The organism is Pantoea vagans (genome assembly GCF_004792415.1).
Taxonomy (GTDB): Bacteria; Pseudomonadota; Gammaproteobacteria; order Enterobacterales; family Enterobacteriaceae; genus Pantoea; species Pantoea vagans.
This window is the reverse complement of sequence record NZ_CP038853.1, coordinates 1,155,882-1,178,011: the sequence shown is the minus strand read 5'-3', so window position 1 is coordinate 1,178,011 and position 22,130 is coordinate 1,155,882. Positions and strand designations below refer to the sequence as shown.

Genomic DNA, 22,130 nt, shown 5'->3' with positions numbered 1-22,130 from the left:
ACAAGGCGAATATTTGAGTCGATTCTCTGAATTTTACTTTGCGCATTCTTCGAAGTCTTTCTTGCCTAAGTTAATATTCTTTAACTCTATCATTGAAATTTTCTCCGCAGCTAGTTTTTTGCTAATTTCTTTTGAGAAGCAAAAATGGCCACCTGAATAAAAGTAAACCTCTTCTGTTTTTTCTGGTGTGTCACCTTCTGATTGATATAGAGCATAAGTTACATACCATTTAATATCATTATTACCTTGCACAACTCTCAGTTTCTCTATACCGAGACATGGCTCAGAATCTTCTGCATATCCTGACTTAAACCTCCTATCTGGTATAAAATTTTGATCTTTAACCTTGAGTACTACATTGCATCGACTATAAGGCTCATCTTTCCCTGGCACACCTTCACGATTAAATACAAATGGGTATGCATTATCAAAACCTAATTTAAGAAAAACATAGTAAGGTTGAAACCCTGCATCAGGGGCATTAATTTGGTAGACTTGGGAGAGGCCGTAAGGCTCCCCATCTTTAAAAGTATAATTTTTTACTGCTGTTGAAACATCCGTGGCATTCGCAAGTGCACCTGAAGAATAAAAGTTAACAAAACTAACTAAACCCAACAATAAAAATATATTTTTCGTAATCACGTCATACCTCACTTACATTGTTTTGTATAATCAACGATGATTTTTACCGAGCTTCTTCCTTTTTGAACTTCAATTACTTCCTTGAAATTTGTAATAATAGAATCATTTAAATAATAAAATGCATATCGTGTATACGCTTGCCTTTCAAAATATCCATACCCGCCACCATTAACCAGAACTGAACATCTACCAATTGATTCTGACGTAATTCCATTGTCCGGGACTCGATTAATATTAATTTCGTGGCTATGATGTTTTGAAACCCAATAAAAACCAGCACTATCAGTTGCACAGAACGAATCTTCAGCAACAATTTTAGGATCGTAACGTGGGTGCCATCTTTTTAATAGTTTATCATCAATAACCGTTTGTTTTTCATGGGTATGCTTATCTACAACTGTCTTTCTTGGATCTGCCCAGTAGTGTTCACTTACATTTGTTATTCGACTATCATCGTAAGCATACCCTGAAGTTTCATCAGGCAGCTTCTCTTTCGTTCTAAATTTTCTATAGTCATCGAAATTTTGCGGTCAAGTTAGCTGCATGAAACCTCTGCCATAAAATGGCTGGTAATACTCAGCCGCTGGGGATACAAACTTACCTTTACTATTTTTCTGCCCCTTCCCGCCTTCAGTCATTGTCCTGAGCATTCCAGTCTCAATATAAATCTGTCCTAAAAATGCAGAACGCCTTAGAGGGGAAATTATATTGTACTTATTACACGTATTGTTAAAATCTTTCACATACTTCTCCCACCGACCAAACGAAGTAGCCCATGGAACAGTCACATTAACTTGTTTGCTGGGGTAGCCTTCATAATATTTCCTTGGAATCATGGAGGAAATTTCTTCATGGCTAAGCCAGCCGCACGCTCTCAAATTATTTATAAGTTTAGTGGGATTGAAGTGCCAAATGCTTCCGCTACTGAATGCTGATTCGAAGCACAGCGCTTCTGCATGAGCTTTAAATTTTTCGTAATCTTCTTCCGTCATCGGATCATGCTCTTCACTTCCCGTTTTCAGCCACGAGAAGCGGGTGTCGATCGTACTTCTTTCCCATTCAAACGGGAAATGACAGATTAGCTTTCCGCACTGGTTACCGAACTCACCATCTTTCTGAAGTTTCTTAATGGCGGCTGAATTACACTGGCTGTCGCTGTCACTATCGTCATCAACCAACTGCCAGCCCGTCCAGTGAGGGAAATCAGCGTCACTAAACTTTTTAATACCGGAATCAGCAAGATTGACTACCCCCTTTCCCCCGGGGTAATTGACCGTCATCCATAATGGCGCGTCTGCCGGTACGAGGGTTTCATTGTCCGTGTTGATTACCCGCCCAAAGCGAAGTAATTCGAACCCGGCACTCGGGCTTTCCTTATAATTCCGCATCGCGGTTTTATAGAGATTGTATTCGTAGTCATTGCCATCAGCATTAACCAGTGGCTCGCCCAGCAGATCATATTTCCCGTCAACCTGCGTATTTTTCTGCCGCGTTACCATCGTGCAGTTGCCTTGGGCCAGAGTCATGCTGGCATACAGAGGCGCATTGCTGGTATAGAGCTCAGAAAGTCCGGTGATAGACGTGCTGTTATCTGCTGGGGCCTTGTCATAAAACTTTGTCTGCGGAGGCAGATAAAAGTGAATATCACCGTAAACCGCATCAGTGCGGCCATTCTTCGAAATATCCAGCTCTCCTGTTTTCCTGCCCGTCAGCTTGCTGATGTTGTCGTCATCGCAGAAAATCTGGAAATGGAAAGCATTGACTCCATCCACCATGCCCGGAAGGCCTAACGGATCCTTACGGTAAACTTTCTCACCGGCTTTAACAGTTTCAGCCAGCGACTTCAGGTGCATGTATAGGGAGTAGAAAGCCACTTTTGCTTCATCACCGCTACCGATCTCGGTTTCATGCTTTATCAGCACATAACCATCATCACTCCCCTTTGTATTGGGTTTATCGGCGTTGATGTTAAATGGTGCCTGATCGCGCTTGTCTGAGCTTTTGCGGAGTGAAACTACGGTACCATACGCTATCGCCCGCACGCTCTCAGCAGGTCTCCCTTCGTCAGTCTGACGTATATGTATTCCGCCATGCCACGAACCATAACCGTTAACCGGATACCCACGGCGGTCAACTACGGTCATGACTCTTTCAATCCAGGCCGCATCAGTTTCATGGGCATCTTTCGCTTTCAAAAGCGGTAGGCTGATAATCATAAACTGACTCCTTGTCAGGAAAAGCTGAATTTACTGGAAGGTTCTGTGGTTTCAGGAGCCACATTCGGGAAGTCTTCTGGCTTGTTAGCCTTTTCTTTTCGTCCGTAATGCCCGGCTTTAGTCCGGTACTCCCCCTGTGTGGCAGATTCAATGCCATTGGCATCGAGGGTGATATAGCTTCCACCCCCGTTGATCGTGACCTGCTTCCTGGCAATAATCTCGATACGATCTTCGGTACTGACGACGCTGATTTCTCCACGAGCGATAAGCTCCATCAGGTCATTCTGTGCCTGGATCCTCACAGGCCCCTGGTTCGCGATGAGCTTAATCCCCAGCTTGCGCACAAACACGCTCAGGGCATTACCCACCCCGATGAACAGATTTTTCACCACGCTGACGTCGGCATTTTTACCGGCAGTGGCTATCAGGTTCTTGCCAGCAGATACCTGCAGATGCTGTCCGCTGGTCAGCGCCATCCCCTCTGGCGCACTGAGAAGCAGTACTGATTTTTTGAGGTCTGTCAGCTGCTGTTCCAGCAGTTTAATTTGCGCCTGGAGATCGGCCGGGTTCGCGGTCGCCTTCTGCGCGTCATCGGAGATGGATGTCATCTGCTCACGGGCGTCACCCAGATTGCTCATCGCCGGCTGCATCTCCAGCACCTGGCCCTGCGCTTTCGTCTGACCATCAGCGCTGATGAACAGCCCTTTCTGCGCCCGTATCGCACCCCAGCTGTCGGTTCTGAGTTCAAACCCCTCGCCGCGCTTCTGCTTCTCAGCATCCACGAGATGACCGAGATTGAGCTGACTCTTGCCACCGAACTCCGTACTGACCTTGATATGTTCTTTCCCGCGCTCATCGTCGAGACGGATTTTGTTGTTCGCCGGGGTGCGCAGGACGTTACGTTTGTAATTGCGGATAGTGACATGGTCGCCATGTGCCGAGTCGTGCAGCACGCCGGAGATGTACGGTCTGTCCGGGTTACCGTCCTCAAAGCCAATCGCCACTTCGGTGCCCGCCAGCAGCGGCAGATGCAGACCGTAGGTATCGCCAGCATACGGGCGGGATTGCCGTACCCACAGGCTCTCGAATCCGGTCTCCCAGTTATCACGGTCGAACAGCATGTTGACGCGATAGCGCCCGTCTTTATCGATATGTCCGTAGGTGTCATTTTCGGTGGTACTGGTGACGCGGGCGGGTAAGGTGCCGGCCATTACCGGGCGTGAACCAGGCTCAGGACGGAAACCAAAATCCATGCTGTCCGGGATCCCGTCAAACCTGACGCCAAAATCTTCATCACGCCGCGCATGGCTGTGCATCGCGGTGACGACCACGCCATGCGCAAACACGTCTGCCACTTCGTACCCGCCGGTCACTTTTAATACCTGACCCGGAGAAAGTGTCGGGCAGCTGGTGATGGCACGGATCTGCGTCTGGCCATTCAGGTAGCGTTCGTGACGAATGCGGGCATAAAACGCACCGGACTCCGGCACCGGGTTGCGTTCATAGATGCTGCCCGGCGTCAGGTAGTTGTCGGCATAGTGATAGGCATCGCCATAGGTGGTGGCATCCCCGCGGGTTGCATCCACCAGGGTGTTCATGTCTTCCGTGGCCTGACGATAGTTGTAATCACGGGTGCTGACCTGCTTCTGAACCACGCTATAATGGCTTTCCATACCCCAGACCGAGTCCACGCCCTCTGAATGCTGACCTGATGGCGGAACGGATGGCAGCGTCAGGCCTTTCTCGTAACTCAGTTGGCTGTCACAGAACTCTGCTACATCAATGTTAAGGCGCGTGTCGGTGGTAAAACGGAACCAGATGCCAACCTCACCCAGCAGGCGGGTTATAAAGTGCAGGTCGTCCTCGCCGTACTGCATCACCTGCTCACGGCGCGGGTACTCTTTTGAGAGTGAGAACAGAAAATCCTGACCGCGCATGTTGTGGCGCTCGCGCAGAATTTTTTCCACGATTTGCGGGACGGACATGTCCTGGTAAATGGCGTTCTGGTGCGAGCGATTTAGCAGCGCCAGACGTGGCTGGAGCGTCAGGGCATAAAGCGTTTCATCCTTGGAGGTTCTGAGGCGTTCGAATCCACTTACCACCCCCTGCAGGGTACGCACGACCCGCTGCATTTTAATGCCAAACCCCTGGTCAACCGGAGCCTGCAGCGTCAGGGAAGCCGCTTTCATCAGCATCATCTCTCTGCTGATAGCATGGTCACTGCTGGTGAACTCAATACGGTAGCTGAATGGCCGGCTCAAGGCTTCATCGCCTTCAAACGCCAGCACATCGAGGTCTGCTTCGCAGCCTTTTACCGCAAGCCTGTGATGATTGTGGCTGAACCAGATTGGGGGATTACTGCTCATGCGTGCACTCCTTGTGTACGGTCAAATTCCAGCCCGACATCCTTTTGCTCAGGCCAGTTAAGGTATAAGGACTGAGATTTATGTGTGTTATCCATGTGGACCAGCAGTTACAGACTCAACACTGGCAAAACTTATTGTTTCAGCAGGCTGTCAACGTTGCGTGCACCGGCAGTCGACGTGGCACACGCTACCGCCCATCGCTGTTACCTGAGAAAGGGACCAAAGCGCATACGGTCGGGCGGGTAGTTTGTGATTTTATTTGCTTACCGCCCGAGCGGGCGTAGGTTCAGCAAAAACAACAACGTGGACAGAGAAGACGATCCACCTGCGGCTTACGTCGTGGCCTGTTCGTTCCCGCAACAGGAATGAATGATGTCGCCGTCTGTGCAGGTCCAGGTGATTTTCCCCGCTCTTTAAGAAAGGTGATGTTGTTGAGCAGTCTGGCTTTGAGGTCATGAAGCAGGCTTCGCATTGAGAATATTGCTTCACACCGGGGGAGCTGAGGCATGACCTCCTCTGGTTCGAAATCTTTTATAGCGTGAGAAGTGAAGTCAGTGCCCTCTTCGGCACCATCGCCCGCCAGATTATTCGCTAATGACAGGCTTATAGCCGGGGCAAGATCAGCGGGTGCGCTGTCAAAATTATTCTTGTCGTTAGTCTTTTTGCATCCGGAAAGCGGACACTGTACCCAGCAGTGGGTGTCGTGTGCGGCCAGGACTATTTTAAGGGGCAGCCCGACGTTCTTGTGTGGGTGACAGGAGTGAATGCTGAACTGGCTAATAACGCGGGTTTTGAGGATTTCGGACTGATAAGCACTGAACATAACCATCCTTGTATTTTTAGTGCAAGAACATTCCCATCTTTAAACATTCAGTAAAAAGCAGGAGCTGTGTCACTAGCGAGTACATTCCATTTACTGGCGATGTGACGTATTGCGAGAGTGCAAAGCCGTAACGGGCGTTTGAGCAAAACACTCATATTGCGAGTTTAAAAAAAGCAGACTGAATAAATAAAATTATAAAATGTAACTATATGTAAATAATAAATGAACTGCAGATACCCCAGCACCTTACTGATATATAAGAATTTTCTCATGCAATCGGCGTAAATATGTTTGTCATCATGCACTAAGAGATGTTTCAAGAAGCGATCAGTTTCAGAGTCAGGATTGGAAATACCCGATTGCTAAAAAGTGCGGCTGAGAAAGTTATTGCTCGTTTAAGACAGAAATTGAAAAAGAAACATCTCCTCAAAAAGTTAGATAATTTCATAAGTAATGTTAATGACTAATAGCGTGGATGTGCACTGTATTTCGCTTCATTTGCCGCTAAGACTTTCCGTGACTCCCCTGTCGGCATGCCGAAGGCGTCATGCCATAAACCTGACGGAAACGGTGGCTGAAATGCGCTGAAGAGTGGAAACCACACTGAAGCGCTATCTCAGTCAGCGTCAGGTCGTGCCGATCAAGCAATGTTCGCGCACGATCCATACGACAACGCATCACGAACTGGTGCGGCGCTTCGCCAGTGGTATGACGGAACATACGGGCAAAGTGAAACTCACTCAATGCCGCTTCCTGCGCCAGCACTGAAAGGGTTAATGGCAGGTCGAGATGGGTTTCAATAAATTCCAGAACACGCCGTAACACCACGGGAGCCAGTCCGCCCCGCACCTGTGGCAGTTGCCATTTAACCTCACTGTAGTGCTGCAACAGATGGGTCAGAAGCAGGGTTGATGCGCTGCTTAATGTCAGCTGACTGGCGGGCTGTTGCCAGTCGCTGCTCAGCAGAAAGTGCCGATAAAGCTGGGTAATGCGGTCATCAGCGGAAAAGACTTTCTCATGCAGATTTAACTGTGCCGGGCTGCGGTCCCAGACCTGTTCGGCCAGGTGCCGCAGTTGATTCTCGCTGCAATAGAGATGAACAAAAGCGAGGTCGGCACGCAAATCCCAGGTTGATTCCGTGCCTGCGGGCATCAGACAGAAGCGATCCGGCGCACCACCGTTACGCCAGCCGTGCGCTGTTTTATGCCAGGTATCGTAGCCGCCCGCCACATAAAGGCTCAGCGTGTGATGATCGCTCAGATTGGTAACGCGATCGCCACTATTAAACCAGGCGGCCAGCTGAATGCCATTATTGAGTTGTACCTGATCGCGCAGTTGTGCTTTGTGGCGTTGCAGCATTTCAAAGGTCTGATAGGTACGCATCGGGGTATCAGTTCAGATTAACAGAAGGCCAGTTTACGGATTGTGGGGGACAGAAAACAGGTCACATCGGGACAGAGGATAAAAATGCGCAAGATTTTACAAACCCGGCGCAATCCGCTGCAAGACCCGTGCGCGTTACCATTGCAGACTCGACGTTTTATGGTGGAGAACCTGGCAATGAACCTGTTTTTGTATCTCTCTGTCGTACTCATCTGGGGCACAACCTGGATTGCGATCTATGCACAACAGACTGCTGGCATGGGGGCCGTGACGGTTGCCGTGTTCTGGCGATTTTTACTGGCTTCACTGGTCATGTTATTGCTGCTTAAGCTGATAAAACGACTACACAGGCTGACGCTGCGCGATCATCTTTTCTGCGTGCTGCAGGGCTGCTGCGTCTTTGGTTTTAACTTTGTCTGTTTCTATTACGCTTCAGGCTATATCAGCAGCGGACTGGAGTCGGTCATTTTCTCTATGGCGGTAATGTACAATGCGATAAACAGCTGGATCTTTTTCCGTCAGCGCCCTTCCGCACGTCTGATTCCGGCAATCGTGCTGGGCATGGCCGGCATTGTTACGCTGTTCTGGCACGATTTGCGCAGTACGCAGGCCTCTGCCGGGCTGATGTGGGGAATTGGTTTGAGTGCGCTGGGCACGCTGGGATTTTCATTCGGCAATATGATCAGTCAGCGGCATCAGCGTCTGCAACGCGACGTGCTGACAACCAACAGTTACGGCATGTTGTATGGCGCGCTGATGATGGCACTGGTCTCACTGCTTCAGGGTGTTTCACTACAGCCAATATGGAATGTCCAGTGGATTGGCGCATTAACCTATCTGGCTATCGTGGGATCGGTGATGGGTTTCGGGGCCTACTTTACGCTGGTGGGACGTATCGGAGCCAGTCGGGCTGCCTATACAACCGTTCTGTTTCCACTGGTTGCGCTGGCACTTTCGACCCGTTACGAAGGGTATGAATGGCATGTCAGCGCCATCCCTGGCCTTGTCATGATTCTACTGGGCAATATCGTCATGTTTGCCCGCTGGCCGGCAAGCCGTCGCCGGGTGATCATCTGACGCGGAGGTGGGCTCAGGCCCGCGTCCGGATGGGCGTTATGCCCACTGCTGCTGAAGAAGTTTCTGTGGTTGATTGATCGCTTTGCGCGCAATCCAGTAAAGCAGAACACGCTCATCGTCACTATCACGGTCGGCCATCGACAGCAGTTTCAATGCCAGCGTCGATTTGGTCACAGGCTGTTGTTCTGTACTGAGTTCAATCACCGCCTGACCGATGATGCAGCAAACTTCGTCCTCACTGGTGGTGGATTCATATGTCCGGTCTTTCATATTTCCTCCTGATAAGTGAACTCTCAGTCTGGCAAAAGATCCGGAAGGTTGCTCACATAACCGGCTCGCTGAAACATTCTATTACGGGTAGTTACGCTTATTGATTAAGCTGCCGCTTTGGTTACTTTTAACGCAATGCTGCATTATCGCCGCAGAGCTGCGTTGTGTCATTCATACCGCCTGAATGGCATTTCATTCCCTGATATGTTCCGTTCATACCTTTGTTGCTCACGCGCGCGAATCACTGCTTTATTCTGACCGCAGTTTCCAGATTCCCGGACGGGAGAGATAAATTATGAACCAGACTCAACAGGCGTCTTACCAGCGTTCCCGCTGGCTTACATTGTTCGGAACGGTAATCACTCAGTTTGCGCTGGGGTCAGTTTATACATGGAGTTTATTCAACGGCCAGCTGTCACAAAAGCTGGATGCACCGATCAGTCAGGTCGCATTTTCCTTTGGCCTGCTGAGTTTAGGGCTGGCTATCGCCTCTTCACTGGCCGGAAAATTACAGGAACGTTTTGGCGTACGCCGCGTCACTATTGGTGCGGGTGTACTGATGGCTTTGGGCTTCTGGCTCACCGCGCACGCAAATAACCTGATGATGCTCTACTTCAGTGCCGGACTGCTGGTCGGTCTGGCCGATGGTGCCGGTTACCTGATGACGCTGTCAAACTGCGTGAAATGGTTCCCTGAGCGTAAGGGGATGATCTCGGCCTGTGCAATTGGCGCTTACGGCCTTGGCAGTCTGGGATTCAAGTTTATCTGCGGAGCACTGCTGGCAACGGTCGGTCTGGAGCAGACCTTTATGATCTGGGGCGTGCTGGCCATGTCGATGATTATTCTCGGTGCGCTGCTGATGCGTGAAGCGCCACTGCAGCAGACCGGGACCACCGCCCAAGGTCAGCAACTTGCGCGGGATTACACGCTGGCGCAGTCAGTGCGTCTGCCGCAGTACTGGATGCTGGCGCTGATGTTCCTGACCGCCTGTATGAGTGGCCTCTATGTGATAGGGGTTGCCAAAGATATCGGCGAAGGTCTGGTGCATCTCTCCACGCAAACTGCTGCCAGCGCGGTAACGGTGATTGCGATAGCTAACCTGAGTGGTCGTCTGGTGCTGGGTGTGCTCTCCGACAAAATGCTGCGTATCCGGGTCATTTCGCTGGCGCAGGTTGTGTCGCTGATCGGTATGAGTGTGCTGCTGTTTACCCGAATGAATGAGGTCACCTTCTTCCTGTCACTCGCCTGTGTGGCCTTTAGCTTTGGCGGGACCATCACGGTGTTCCCATCACTGGTCAGTGACTTTTTCGGCCTCAACAACCTGACAAAAAACTATGGCCTGCTCTACCTGGGCTTTGGTATCGGCAGTGTGCTGGGTTCGCTGGTCGCTTCACTGTTTGGTGGTTTCACCGTCACCTTCAGCCTGATTATGACGTTGCTGGTCATCTCTCTGTTCCTGTCGCTCACCATCCGACTGCCGCAGAGTTCCGTCACAGCAGAGCCGGTGTTGCAGCGCCACTAACTTCGCAAGCAACGACCACGGGCCGCCAATGCGCGGCCCGTTAACATTCAGCCGCGGAATCGCGGCTCTGCTATTCCCGCCACCGCGACATCCACGGCAAAGATATCGCCTGACTGCGGATAACGTGCCAGTTCCTCTTCTGTGCGATCTTCCCGTGAACTGGTGATAAACAGCGTTTTAAGATCGGCACCGCCAAAGGCCACCATGGTTGGCCACTTCACCGGCAGCAGGATCTCATCAACGATTTCGCTGCTCTGCGGATCGATACGTACCACGCGTCCGCCATCAAACTGTGCTGACCAGTAAAAACCTTCGCTATCCACCGCGGCACCATCCGGTAAACCCCCTTTCGCGTCAAAACGACGGAACAGTGTGCGCTCACCCGGTTCGCCCTGCTCGCTTAACGGATAGCGATAGAGCGCCTCATTCGGCGTATCGCTGTGATACATCCATTGCCGGTCCGGAGAGAATGCCAGCCCGTTGGAAATTTTAATGTCCTGCGCCTTCACTTCCATCTTCAGGTCAGGCGTCACGCGGCATAACAGACCACCATTTTTATCCTGCGGTTCCCACAGGCTGCCGCACCAGAAGTTACCCCAGGGATCCACACGGCCATCATTAAAGCGACTTTGCGCGGCCACACCGGGATTTTCTGCGATCTTTTTCTCTGGTTTACCCTGCGCATCCAGCAGCCAGACACCATTGCGCAATGCGGCTATCAGCCCGCCCTGCTCACGCAGACCGATGCACCCTACCTCTTCCGCCTGCGGGAAGGTCTGCAATTCACCGCTGACCGGATCAAAACGGTGAATGGCCGGCGCCAGAATATCGACGCAATAGAGCACCTGTTCTTCTGATGACCAGAGCGGGCATTCCCCCAGTTCAGCCTGTAACGCCAGAATATTTTTTACGTTATGCGCCATGTTTCTCTCCCATTGAAATGACATGCTAATAATGTAGTGGTAAAAACTTTCAAATGAGAATTATTTTCGCTTGATTTTAAGACTATTATCTTTGATAGTATTTATTATTCAGCTCATTCCGATTTTCTTATTTCCTGCCGCGGAAAAATACAGCACGCTGAAATATTCCGTCATATCTTCTTAAATAACTCTACAAAGCCTGCATCTTCACTCCACTTTTCCAGCGTAATGTCGTAGTCATTGAAAAAGAGGAGAGGCTTCCGATGAAGAGATTAATTAAAGTCGCTTCGGTGGTTGCGCTGATGACATTACTAAGCGGTTGTATCATCAGCCCCAGACACGACGATGGCTGGCACCGCGGGGGTGGCGGCGGATATCATGGAGGCTACTATGGAGGTTATCACGGTGGGTATCATGGCGGTCACCATCGCCACTAACGGGCAAAGATGTCACACAGCATAAAATAAAAGCAGTAAACTTTAAGGGCGGGATAATTATCCCGCCCGTTTTATTTAGCTTTTCAGCGCATAATTACACTGGAACCACACTTTCTTCAGCCCCGGAATATGACTTTCCTGGGCAGGCAGCGCCTCAACTTTATCAAATCCTTTATTACTGCAGTAATTCGCCAGATCGATATCCATTGCATCCCGATTGACCTTTGCCGGGTCAAAACGGTACTGCACGGTATTCGAGCTGGGATCTTCATCAACGCGTTCAAATGCCCCGGGTTTGCTGGCAGTACATCCACTCAGCAGAATCAGCGCCAGTGCGCCGGTAATTAATTTTTTCATTTAGTTATCCTCACGTTGCCGCGCAGTGTATGACGCAGCATGCCACGCATCCATAGGATTAATGCGCGAAAATTAAAACTTGAGAAGTTTTTACCAATTAATGTAATACGATTAAACGGCTATCACTATCATGCCGGAAGTGACAGGATGTAATCAGACCAAACGAAGACTGCACCACACCAGGAAATGCTAAAAATAAAAATCTGCTCCTCTCTCTTCCCTGCCCGCGCTTAGCGGGCTTTTTTTCGCCCGCTAAACACGAGTTTACTGACCGGTCAGTGCCACCATTCTACGTAACAGGTTAGCGGCGCGCTTGTCAGGTAATGCCAGAATGGCACTGTAGAGGTCAATCGACATGGCACACAGCGAAGAGCGATCCACCGCCGTGTCGGCAGGCATATTCAGCTGCTGCAGTTTATCGCCCCACTTCAGATAAAGCCGGCCGACAATCTTTTGCAGATCATCCTGCGCCTGCGGTTTATCAAGGGGCTGTTCGGGTGGCGGGCTATTGAGCAGCAGCAGCTCCATGGCATCGGCCTCTTTCTGATTCAGAGAAGCTGGGAGTGTGGTCTGCAAATTGATGCCACCACTCACCTGCGGATAGAGATAACGGAAGCAGAGGCCCGGATCGATGTGGTTCAGCGCCCGCATCTCTTCCACCGAGACGCTGATATAGTTAACGACCGCCGCATCGGTTCCGCGCATCAGTCGCTGATTAATCACCTCAATCAGCCAGCCACGCAGTTCACCTGTCGCCCTGTCAGGCTGCTCGCCTGCACGGATCCGCCGGGTCAGTTCCTGAGTAAGCAACAGCCATAATGCCGGTTCCTGCGTCTGCAATACCCGATAGCCAGGCATCTCTGCCAGCTGATTCACCGCCTGCTCATGCTGAGCAGTCTGCTGCTGATGCGGCGCGACCCAGCTGAACCAGAGCAGATTTGCCAGTATCAGTGGCAGCAGAAAGAGGATCAGCCCCTGCCACAAACGCAGCCGGGTGGTTTTGATCAGCACAATGACGATCAGCGCCAGCGGCGCAAACGCGGCCAGCGTAATAAAAAGCAGAGAGTTCATGCTGCGGGATTAATCCTTACGCACATCGATCAGCACAGGGCAGTGAGCACGCTCAATAACTGAAGCGCTAACCGAGCCTTTTAATAGCCGATTAAAAGAGGAGAGATGGCGACGTCCCATGATAATCATACTGGCCTTAAGCTGTTGCGACTGGGCAACGATGGTGTCTGCTGCGTCCCCCGCCAGGATCATGCCACGCGCATTAATGCCCGCGCGCAATAACGGTGCCAGCGCATGGCGCACCACCATTTCCGCCGTATTCTGCTCATCCTGCGCCGCCACAAAATCGGCCGGATCTTCACCCGCATCGATTTCCATCGGCTGATTGCAGGAGGAGTAAGCAGGATCCACGCAGCACAGCACTACCACATCGGCCCGATGCGCCAGCGCTTCTTCAATGGTTAAGGCGACCACCTTCTCCGCCACCGGAGAGTGATCAATGGCCATCAGCAGGGTTTTCATCAGATGCTTATCCTTCTATCGCGGCGACTTTGCCGATTTCACGCACCAGCGCCTCTTTGCACTTCAGCATCTCGTCACGAAAACGGGCTTCGTGACGCAGAAAACGTGCAGAGGGCACCAGCAAAGAGACAGAAAAGCGACCAAACAGCGTATCCAGCGCAAACGCCATGGTAGAGATACCTTCCAGCGTTTCACCGCGATCCACGGCGATACCGGTTTCGCGCACTTCCCTGATAAGTTGCAGCAACTGCGGCAGGGTTTTCACCGTCATATCGGTTAACTCCTGCCAGGCGTCACCGACGATCGTCCGCACATCTTTTTCACACTCCAGTGCCAGCAGTGCCCGTCCACCGGAGGTGCTGTAGAGCGGCAGATTGAGTCCCATATGTGGAACGACCCGCAGCTCCCGCGATGCCACCACGTGGTGAATAATCGCCAGCTGGCTGCCGCTGGCGCGCGCCAGTGAAACCGTCTCGTTGGTGTCAGAAGAGAGTTTTTCCAGTAGCGGACTGACCAGATCGACCACATCGGTATGCACGCTGGAAATCAGTTTTAACAGCGCCGGCCCCAGGCGCAGTCCGCCTGCCCCGCTGCTGCGCACCAGTTCGGCGCTGTCGAGCGCGGCAACGATGCGCTGCACCGTTGAACGGGGCAGTTCTACTGCCTGAGCTATCTCGCCGAGGCTCATGCCGCCCGGCTGTTCGCCCAGCGCGTTAAGAATTTTTGCCGCACGGGCGATGACCTGAATGCCGCCCGTTTTTTCATCCTCACGGCTGGAGGGTTGATGTGCCATAGCGTCGTCCTGTTTGAGCTGCCTTACTGTAGCGCGAATGCCGCACTTTTTACAGTCTGTACCACATTGCAATACAGTATACCGGGATGTAATATTACGCCCTGTATCACATCGCAGTACACTGCATCATAATAACGAGATCGCCTGCAATGAATGCTAAGCCTGCCGCCGCGCCGGCCCCTCATCCTTTTACACTGCGACTGGCGCTTGGCCTGGTCGGCGTGCTCATTGCAGCCCTGACCTCCGGGCTGAACGATCGCGTCAGTGATATCGCGCTGGCAGATATCCGGGCTGCTATAGGCATCGGTTACGATCAGGGTAGCTGGATTATTTCCGGTTATCAGGCGGCAGAAGTCGCTGCCATGATGATCGCGCCCTGGTTTGCCGTCACTCTGTCGCTGCGGCGTTTCACACTGGGCGTATCGGCAGGATTTATGCTGACCGGCATTCTGCTGCCGCTGGTGCCGGATCCGACGCTTTTTATCAGCCTGCGCGTGCTGCAGGGCCTGTTTGGTGGCGCACTGCCGCCGATGCTGATGACCGTCGCCCTGCGCTTTCTGCCGCCGCCCTTTAAGCTGTTTGGTCTGGCGGGCTATGCCCTGACCGCGACGTTTGGCCCCAATATGGCGGCCTCACTGGCGTCGTTATGGACCGATCATGTCAGCTGGATGATGGTGTTCTGGCAGGTCGTGCCATTCATGCTCATTGCCATGGTGCTGATTAGCTGGGGGATACCGCAGGACCCGCTGCGTCCGGAACGCTTTCAGCAGATCGATCTGTTTGGCATGGTGACCGGCTGCAGCGCGGTGGCGCTGCTGGTTCTGGTGCTGACTCAGGGTGAGCGTCTCGACTGGCTGAACTCGCCCCTGATCGCCGGTATGCTGCTGACCGCGCTGCCGCTGCTGCTGGTTTTCCTGATTAATGAGTGGTTTCACCCGCTGCCCCTGTTTAAATTGCAGATGCTGCGGCGGCCCAATCTGGCGCACGGCTTGCTGGGACTGGCCTGCGTGCTCATCCTTGGTCTGTCAGGCTCCGCCCTGCCGTCGGCCTATTTTGCTCAGGTCAGCGGCTTTCGCACCCTGGAGTTTGCCCCGCTGGCACTGACGGTCGGCCTGCCGCAACTGCTGATCGCACCGCTGATTGCGGCCCTGCTGAATATTCGCTGGATTGACTGCCGCTGGATGCTGACGGCGGGCGTCGGCTTGCTGGTAACGTCCTGTCTGCTGGGCTCGCAAATCACCAGTGAGTGGGCGCGCCAGAACTTCTGGCTGCTGCAGATTCTTCAGGCGTTCGGGCAACCGATGATTATTCTGCCGATACTGATGAGCGCCACCAGCGTGGTGGCCCCGCCAGAAGGCCCGTTTACCTCGGCGATGTTCAATACGGTACGCGGCTTCTCCAGCATTACCGCCTCCACGCTGGTTGAGGTTTTCCTCTCCCATCGTGAGCAGTTTCACTCCAGTGTTCTGATTGATCAGGCCGCCAGCCGCAGCTGGCTGATGACCGCGCCAGCGGCCGATCAGGCCAGTCGCAGCCTGCCGCTGTTGCCGGACGGCAGCATCAGCGCCAGTGATAATCTCAGCGGATTTGCCACGCTGGTTCGTCATCAGGCTACGGTTTTGAGTCTGAGCGACAGCTGGCTGATGCTGACCGGTTTTGCCGCCTGCCTGTTATTGCTTACCGCCATCCTGCCAAAACGGGTCTGGCCGCCTCAAACTTTGCTTCAAAACCCCTCCCGGAATAACTGAATATGCGTGCTTTCGAAATGAAAAGAACTCTGGTGCTCACCCTGCTGCTGCTGGTGTTACTGGCCATCGCTTTTGCAGTCTGGTCACTGATGAGCGGCAACGATCACCGCACCAACGACGCTTACGTCAATGCGGATTACACTCTGGTCGCGCCAAAAGTCTCCGGCTACATCAGCAATGTGCAGGTGCAGGATAATCAGCAGGTCAAAGCCGGTCAGCTGCTGGCAACGCTGGACGATCGTGACTACCGTGTGGCGCTGGAGAGTGCCGAGGCTGACCTGCAGGTGAGTCAGGCGAAACTGCTGAGCAGCCAGGCCCAGCTGGAGCAGCAGCAGTCGGTGATTGATCAGCAGAAAGCCAGCGTCGCGGCCAGCCAGGCGTCCGCGCAGTATGCCGGTCAGAGCGCCGACCGCTACAACCGACTTTATAAAAGCGGTACCGTAGCCGCAGACGATCAGCAAAAATCCAGCGCTAACCAGCGCTCGGCGCTGGCAGCGGTGCATCAGAGTCAGGCTGCGCTGGCGTCGGCAGTGAAACAGGTCGGCGTGTTACAGGCTGCGGTGCGTTCAGCGGAAGCGGATGTCGCAGCGGCTAAAGCCAGCGTCGATCAGGCCAGGCTGAACCTCTCCTACACGCGAATCACGGCGCCCGTTGACGGCATGGTCGGTCAGCGCTCAGTGCGGATTGGCGCTTATGTGTCAGCCGGAACCCGTCTGCTGGCGGTAGTACCACTGCAGCAGACCTATATTACGGCTAACTACCTTGAGACGCAGTTAAGCGATGTGCGTCCGGGTCAGCGCGTGCAAATCCGTGTCGATGCCCTGCCAGGCAAGACCTTTACCGGCCACGTGGACAGCATCGCACCGGCCACCGGCGCAACTTTTTCCGCGATTGCTCCCGATAACGCTACCGGCAACTACACTAAAGTCGTTCAACGTCTGCCGGTTAAAATTGTGCTGGATAGTGACCAACAGCATCTGGCTCAGTTACGTGTCGGCATGTCGGCGATCCCGGAAATCCAGGTGCCGTAAAATTGTGAGCAATATCTCAGAACGGACCTATTTCATTTAGGCAGGATTACGCGTAAATTAGCGCCTGATCCTGTTCTGAGTTATTCAGATCGACCCGGAAATGAGCAGACCATTACTGAAATGGCGATCTCTTTTCCACAGCTGTTCGCGTTGCACTGGTTTGGGATCGCCATCATCGTAACCGCTCAGAGGAGTTGCTTTGTGAAATATGCCTTGATGGGAATATCTTTTTTCGCGTTACTTTGGTTCGGAACCTTTGTTCTGCTGCTGAAGTAATGGCGTGACAGTGCCGCCACGGGGCGACCATTGCGTCGCCCCTGCTGGCTGTCAGTGCTCTTCTTCTGTTTTCATGCTGCCTGGCAAAACGCCATCGGCCCGAAACATCGCTTTAATTCCCCGTACTGCCTGACGAATGCGATCGCTGTTTTCAATCAGTGCGAAACGCACGTGCGTATCACCATAGTCGCCAAACCCGATACCGGGCGAAACACAGACTTTCGCCTCCTGCAGCATATGTTTGGCAAACTCCAGCGACCCCAGATGCGCATAGTGGTCCGGAATTTTTGCCCAGACGTACATCGAGGCTTTCGGGTTATCTACCATCCAGCCCGCTTCATGCAATCCCTTGACCAGCACATCACGACGGCGTTTGTACTGCTCTGCAATGTCGTGAACACACTGCTGATCCCCTTCCAGCGCCGCAATCGCTGCCACCTGCAGCGGCGTAAAGGTGCCGTAGTCATGGTAACTTTTGATCCGTGCCAGCGCGGCGACCAGCTCTTTGTTGCCCACCATAAAACCGATGCGCCAGCCCGCCATGTTGTAGCTTTTTGACAGGGTGAAGAACTCGACGGCGACATCACGCGCACCTGGTACCTGCATAATCGACGGCGCTTTCCAGCCATCGTAGACGATGTCGGCATAGGCCAGATCGTGGATCACCAGCACGTTGTATTGTTTTGCCAGCGCAATCACCCGCTCGAAAAAGTCGAGTTCCACACACTGTGCGGTGGGATTGGACGGGAAGCCAAGGATCATCATTTTTGGCTTGGGGTAGCTCTCACGAATGGCGCGTTCCAGCTCATTGAAGAAGTCGACACCTGCCACCAGCGGCACTGAGCGCACCTGCGCTCCGGCAATCACCGCACCGTAGATGTGAATCGGATAGCTGGGATTCGGTACCAGCACGGTATCACCATGATCCAGCGTCGCCAGCATCAGGTGCGCCAGCCCCTCTTTGGAGCCGATGGTGACAATCGCCTCAGATTCAGGATCGATCTCCACCTGGTAACGATCGGCGTACCAGCGCGAGATCGCCCGGCGCAGACGCGGAATCCCGCGTGAGGTGGAATAACCGTGGGTGTCGTCGCGCTGCGCTACCTGGCATAACTTTTCGACGATGTGCGGCGGAGTCGGGCCATCAGGGTTGCCCATTGAAAAGTCGATGATATCTTCGCCGCGCCGGCGCGCAGCCATCTTCAGTTCAGCAGTGATGTTGAAAACGTAAGGGGGTAAACGTTCAATACGTGAGAAACGACGGGGTGTGCTGTTATCAGCCATGATGTCCTCTGGATTACGTAAGCGCCCGGACCGTCCGAGCGACGCGGGTCACTGCGGTGACCCGTTACGAACATAACGCGGTGAGGATCATTTTGTCGAGGGGGCAGAAAATATTTTTATTTTTGCGGATTCAGTCGTCCCAGCAGCCAATCGTTCACCCAGCAGCCGTTCAGCAGATAATTATCCCGTAGCGTGCCCTCCAGCTGGAAGCCGTTTTTCTCCAGAATCCGGCGTGACGCCCAGTTCCCTTCAACCACCATCGCTTTGAGTTTATGAAAATCCGCTTCGAGCAGAAACTGACACAGGGCCGCCAGCGCTTCGCTGCCATAGCCCTGACCACAGTGGCGATGTAGCAGCATATAGCCGACTTCCGCCTGACGATGCGGCTCCCACTCCGGGCTGCAGCCAAACAGGCCAATCGGCTCACCGCTGTCGCGTCGTCGTGCCACCAGGCAGAGCATATGAAAACTGCCTGGCTGCCACGGAGCCAGACGCTCGGTGAAGCGCTGACGAATATCCGCTTCATCGGGGATCTCGCTCACCCAGGTCATGGTGTCGCGATCTTCATGGACGGCACGAAACAGTTGCCAGTCTTCTGGCTGTAATTTATTCAGGGTTAATCTGGCGGTGACAAGTTGCATCTGCTGCTCCCGATGGGCGCGGTTTTCCAGCGGTCGCTGGCGCGCGTCATCGCGCAACATAGCAAAACGGCATCACAGCGACCAGCGCTGGCAGGATGAAAAACTGTTCCCCTTTATTGCACTCAACCTTTCCTCTTTTTATGCCCAGGCCATAAAAATTGATCTGAAACACGAAGTCCCGGCGTGATTGTGCGGGGCGCTAGCGGTTCGCGATCACATTTTTTATCATAGAGACACTTTCCATTGCCGACGAGCCGCCTGTGTCCTCCCACTTCACGATGTTACTGGCTGTATTTGACCGCGCCGCCCTGATGTTGATCTGCCTGTTCTTCCTGACGCGCACCCGCCCGTTTCGTCAGCTGCTGCAAAAAGATGAACACACCCGCGCGGAGAAAGTGGCGGTCACGGCCATCTTTTCTCTGTTTGCGCTGTTTAGCACCTGGTCGGGCGTTAATGTCGACGGTTCGCTGCTGAATGTGCGGGTAATTGCCGTGATGGCGGGCGGCATTCTGTTTGGTCCCTGGGTTGGCATCGCCACCGGTGTGATTGCGGGGCTGCACCGTTTTCTGATCGATATTCACGGCGTGACCTCGGTGCCCTGTCTGATTACCAGTATTATTGCCGGTATCGTCGCGGGCGGTATTAACCGGCGGGTGCTGAAAGAGCATCGCTGGCGTGCCGGTATCGTCGGCGGCATGTTGTGTGAAGCCCTGACGATGGTGCTGATCGTTCTGTGGGCGCGCCCAACTTCACTCGGGCTGGCGATTGTGTCGGAGATTGCGCTGCCCATGATCCTCGGTGCCTCCAGCATCGGTATCATTGTGTTGCTGGTTCAGAGCGTCGAGGGAGAGAAAGAGGCGATTGCCGCCCGTCAGGCCAAGCTGGCGCTGGAGATCGCCAACAAAACCCTGCCGCTGTTTCGTCAGGTGAACAGTGACTCACTTCGCAACATCTGTGACATTATCCGGCGGGAGATCAAAGCCGATGCGGTGGCGATGACCGACAAAAAACAGATTCTGGCCTACGTCGGCTATGGCGAACATAACTATCAACATGGGGATGATGGCATCAGCCCCACCACGGCGCAGTCGATCGCCAGCGGTAAAATTATCATTAAAAACAATGATGAAGCGCACCGCACCAAAGATATCCATTCGATGATCGTCATCCCGCTGTGGGAAAAAGGCAAAGTCACCGGCACGCTGAAAATCTACTATCGCCGCGCGCACCGTATCACCGGCTCGCTGAAGGAGATGGCCATCGGCCTGTCGCAAATCATCTCTACCCAGCTTGAAGTGTCGCGCGCCGAGCAGCTACGTGAGATGGCCAATAAAGCGGAACTGCGCGCGCTGCAAAGTAAAATAAATCCCCATTTCCTGTTCAACGCCCTGAATGCCATCTCCTCTTCTATCCGGCTTAATCCCGATACCGCCCGCCAGCTGGTGATTAACCTGTCACGCTACCTGCGCTACAACCTGGAGCTGAACGATGATGAGCTGATCGATATCCGTAAAGAGCTATGGCAGGTCAAAGATTACATCGCCATTGAGCAGGCGCGGTTTGGCGATAAGCTGACGATGATCTATGACGTCGATGAAGATCTGCATTTTCTGCTGCCGAGTCTGCTGATCCAGCCGCTGGTGGAGAATGCGATTGTGCATGGCATCCAGCCCTGTAAAGGTAAAGGCGTGGTGACGCTGAGCGTGCGGGATCTGGGCGATCGGGTGCGGGTTTCAGTTCGGGATACCGGCCAGGGCATCAGTGACCAGGTGATGGAGCGAGTAGCACGCAATGAGATGCCCGGTAACAAAATTGGCCTGCTGAATGTGCATCATCGGGTAAAACTTCTGTCGGGTCAGGGACTGAACATCGTGCGGCACCAGCCGGGCACCGAGATTTCCTTTACGCTGAGTAAGAATGGTCAGCGCCTGGCGGAGAATCTGTTATGAAAGCCATTATTGTGGAAGATGAATTCCTGGCGCAGCAGGAGCTGAGCTGGATGATTCAGCATCACAGCAAAATCGAGATTGAAGCCTGCTTTGACGATGGCCTCGACGTGCTGAAGTATCTGCAACAGCATCGGGTCGATGTGATTTTTCTCGACATCAACATTCCTTCGCTGGATGGCATGCTGCTGGCACAGAATATCCATCAGTTTGCGCACAAGCCGCTGATTGTCTTTATCACCGCGTGGAAAGAGCATGCGGTGGAGGCGTTTGAGCTGGAGGCATTTGACTACATTCTCAAGCCTTATCAGGAGTCGCGGATTGTCACCATGCTGAACAAGCTGGAAGCCACGGCGCAGGCGCAGCAGGCGGTCAGCCATCTCAGCGCCACGCCAGCCCCGCAGACGGTCAACCTGATTAAAGATGAGCGCATTATCGTCACGGACGTGAATGACATTTACTATGTAGAAGCCCATGAAAAGCTGACGTTTGTGTATACACGGCGTGAGTCTTACGTGATGTCGATGAATATTACCGAATTCTGTTCACGTCTGCCGGAGCAGCAGTTCTTCCGCTGCCACCGCTCTTACTGTGTCAGCCTCAGCAAGATCCGCGAAATTGAGCCGTGGTTTAACAACACCTATCTGCTGAAGCTGCGCGATCTGGAGTTTCAGGTGCCGGTGAGCCGCAGCAAGGTGAAGCAGTTTCGGCAACTGATGCGCCTGTAGCGCTGGAGTGGTGAATGTTTCAGGAGAACGTGTGATGAAGCCGAAAATGATTTCCCGAACCTGCCCAGCTGAAGCAGGCAGGCCAGGAAAATCGAACGCGCGCAAAGTGGCCGTGCGCGCGAGGTGTAACTGCA

General features: G+C 53.1%; 19 protein-coding genes and 1 pseudogene. 7 read left to right on the top strand and 13 right to left on the bottom strand.

Annotated features, from left to right (window positions below; translation table 11 throughout):
* Positions 1-33: 33 nt before the first annotated feature.
* The 5 genes and pseudogenes from EGO56_RS05670 to EGO56_RS05650 form a co-directional block, all read right to left on the bottom strand.
* Complete coding sequence (locus EGO56_RS05670; protein ID WP_135907934.1) at positions 34-642, bottom strand: hypothetical protein; 609 nt, start codon at positions 640-642, stop codon at positions 34-36.
* A gap of 839 nt (positions 643-1,481) precedes the next feature.
* Positions 1,482-2,858, bottom strand: a pseudogene (locus tag EGO56_RS05665) (M23 family metallopeptidase); the annotation flags it as partial.
* Between the two features lie 14 nt (positions 2,859-2,872).
* A complete protein-coding gene (locus tag EGO56_RS05660; protein WP_135907933.1) occupies positions 2,873-5,224 on the bottom strand; it encodes a type VI secretion system Vgr family protein in 2,352 nt (783 codons plus the stop codon).
* A 286-nt stretch (positions 5,225-5,510) separates the two neighbouring features.
* Positions 5,511-6,047: a type VI secretion system contractile sheath small subunit gene (locus EGO56_RS05655; protein WP_167493420.1), complete on the bottom strand. Its 537-nt coding sequence runs from the start codon at positions 6,045-6,047 to the stop codon at positions 5,511-5,513.
* Positions 6,048-6,551: 504 nt separating this feature from the next.
* A complete protein-coding gene (locus EGO56_RS05650; protein ID WP_135907929.1) occupies positions 6,552-7,430 on the bottom strand; it encodes a helix-turn-helix domain-containing protein in 879 nt (292 codons plus the stop codon).
* A 177-nt stretch (positions 7,431-7,607) separates the two neighbouring features.
* Between EGO56_RS05650 and EGO56_RS05645 the strand changes: the two genes are divergently transcribed.
* Positions 7,608-8,507: a DMT family transporter gene (locus tag EGO56_RS05645; protein ID WP_135910529.1), complete on the top strand. Its 900-nt coding sequence runs from the start codon at positions 7,608-7,610 to the stop codon at positions 8,505-8,507.
* 36 nt (positions 8,508-8,543) lie between these two features.
* On the opposite strand, the gene EGO56_RS05640 is transcribed toward EGO56_RS05645, so the two are convergent.
* A complete protein-coding gene (locus EGO56_RS05640; RefSeq protein WP_033733431.1) occupies positions 8,544-8,777 on the bottom strand; it encodes a hypothetical protein in 234 nt (77 codons plus the stop codon).
* 295 nt (positions 8,778-9,072) lie between these two features.
* On the opposite strand from EGO56_RS05640, the gene EGO56_RS05635 reads away from it, so the two are divergent.
* On the top strand, positions 9,073-10,299 hold the full coding sequence (locus EGO56_RS05635) for an L-lactate MFS transporter (RefSeq protein WP_135907927.1): 1,227 nt from the start codon (positions 9,073-9,075) through the stop codon (positions 10,297-10,299).
* A gap of 47 nt (positions 10,300-10,346) precedes the next feature.
* Here EGO56_RS05635 and EGO56_RS05630 read toward each other — a convergent pair whose 3' ends face one another.
* The 5 genes from EGO56_RS05630 to EGO56_RS05610 form a co-directional block, all read right to left on the bottom strand.
* Positions 10,347-11,222, bottom strand: coding sequence for an SMP-30/gluconolactonase/LRE family protein (locus EGO56_RS05630; protein ID WP_135907925.1), 876 nt, complete (start codon positions 11,220-11,222; stop codon positions 10,347-10,349).
* A gap of 512 nt (positions 11,223-11,734) precedes the next feature.
* Positions 11,735-12,016 carry a putative periplasmic lipoprotein gene (locus EGO56_RS05625; RefSeq protein ID WP_013358633.1) on the bottom strand — a complete coding sequence of 94 codons (282 nt, stop codon included), beginning with the start codon at positions 12,014-12,016 and terminating at the stop codon, positions 11,735-11,737.
* 264 nt (positions 12,017-12,280) lie between these two features.
* The gene (locus tag EGO56_RS05620; protein ID WP_135907924.1) at positions 12,281-13,087 is read right to left on the bottom strand and encodes a hypothetical protein; all 807 of its coding nucleotides are present in this window, start codon (positions 13,085-13,087) and stop codon (positions 12,281-12,283) included.
* 9 nt (positions 13,088-13,096) lie between these two features.
* On the bottom strand, positions 13,097-13,549 hold the full coding sequence (locus EGO56_RS05615; protein WP_013358635.1) for a universal stress protein: 453 nt from the start codon (positions 13,547-13,549) through the stop codon (positions 13,097-13,099).
* 7 nt (positions 13,550-13,556) lie between these two features.
* Positions 13,557-14,342 (bottom strand): IclR family transcriptional regulator, encoded by a 786-nt coding sequence (locus EGO56_RS05610; RefSeq protein WP_010257875.1) that lies wholly within the window; start codon positions 14,340-14,342, stop codon positions 13,557-13,559.
* A gap of 149 nt (positions 14,343-14,491) precedes the next feature.
* Between EGO56_RS05610 and EGO56_RS05605 the strand changes: the two genes are divergently transcribed.
* The 3 genes from EGO56_RS05605 to ypdK all read left to right on the top strand — a co-directional run bounded on the left by EGO56_RS05605 (position 14,492) and on the right by ypdK (position 17,397).
* On the top strand, positions 14,492-16,090 hold the full coding sequence (locus EGO56_RS05605; protein WP_135907922.1) for an MFS transporter: 1,599 nt from the start codon (positions 14,492-14,494) through the stop codon (positions 16,088-16,090).
* A gap of 2 nt (positions 16,091-16,092) precedes the next feature.
* Complete coding sequence (locus tag EGO56_RS05600) at positions 16,093-17,121, top strand: HlyD family secretion protein (protein WP_013358637.1); 1,029 nt, start codon at positions 16,093-16,095, stop codon at positions 17,119-17,121.
* 201 nt (positions 17,122-17,322) lie between these two features.
* Positions 17,323-17,397 (top strand): membrane protein YpdK, encoded by a 75-nt coding sequence (gene ypdK, locus EGO56_RS05595; protein WP_099257831.1) that lies wholly within the window; start codon positions 17,323-17,325, stop codon positions 17,395-17,397.
* A gap of 51 nt (positions 17,398-17,448) precedes the next feature.
* On the opposite strand, the gene alaC is transcribed toward ypdK, so the two are convergent.
* Both alaC and EGO56_RS05585 read right to left on the bottom strand, forming a co-directional pair.
* The gene (alaC, locus tag EGO56_RS05590; protein ID WP_135907920.1) at positions 17,449-18,681 is read right to left on the bottom strand and encodes an alanine transaminase; all 1,233 of its coding nucleotides are present in this window, start codon (positions 18,679-18,681) and stop codon (positions 17,449-17,451) included.
* Positions 18,682-18,797: 116 nt separating this feature from the next.
* The gene (locus EGO56_RS05585; RefSeq protein WP_033733799.1) at positions 18,798-19,322 is read right to left on the bottom strand and encodes a GNAT family N-acetyltransferase; all 525 of its coding nucleotides are present in this window, start codon (positions 19,320-19,322) and stop codon (positions 18,798-18,800) included.
* 278 nt (positions 19,323-19,600) lie between these two features.
* Between EGO56_RS05585 and EGO56_RS05580 the strand changes: the two genes are divergently transcribed.
* Complete coding sequence (locus tag EGO56_RS05580) at positions 19,601-21,271, top strand: sensor histidine kinase (RefSeq protein WP_013358640.1); 1,671 nt, start codon at positions 19,601-19,603, stop codon at positions 21,269-21,271.
* Positions 21,268-21,996 carry a LytR/AlgR family response regulator transcription factor gene (locus tag EGO56_RS05575; RefSeq protein WP_003848909.1) on the top strand — a complete coding sequence of 243 codons (729 nt, stop codon included), beginning with the start codon at positions 21,268-21,270 and terminating at the stop codon, positions 21,994-21,996. Before EGO56_RS05580 ends, EGO56_RS05575 begins: the two co-directional genes overlap by 4 nt.
* Positions 21,997-22,130 lie beyond the last annotated feature (134 nt).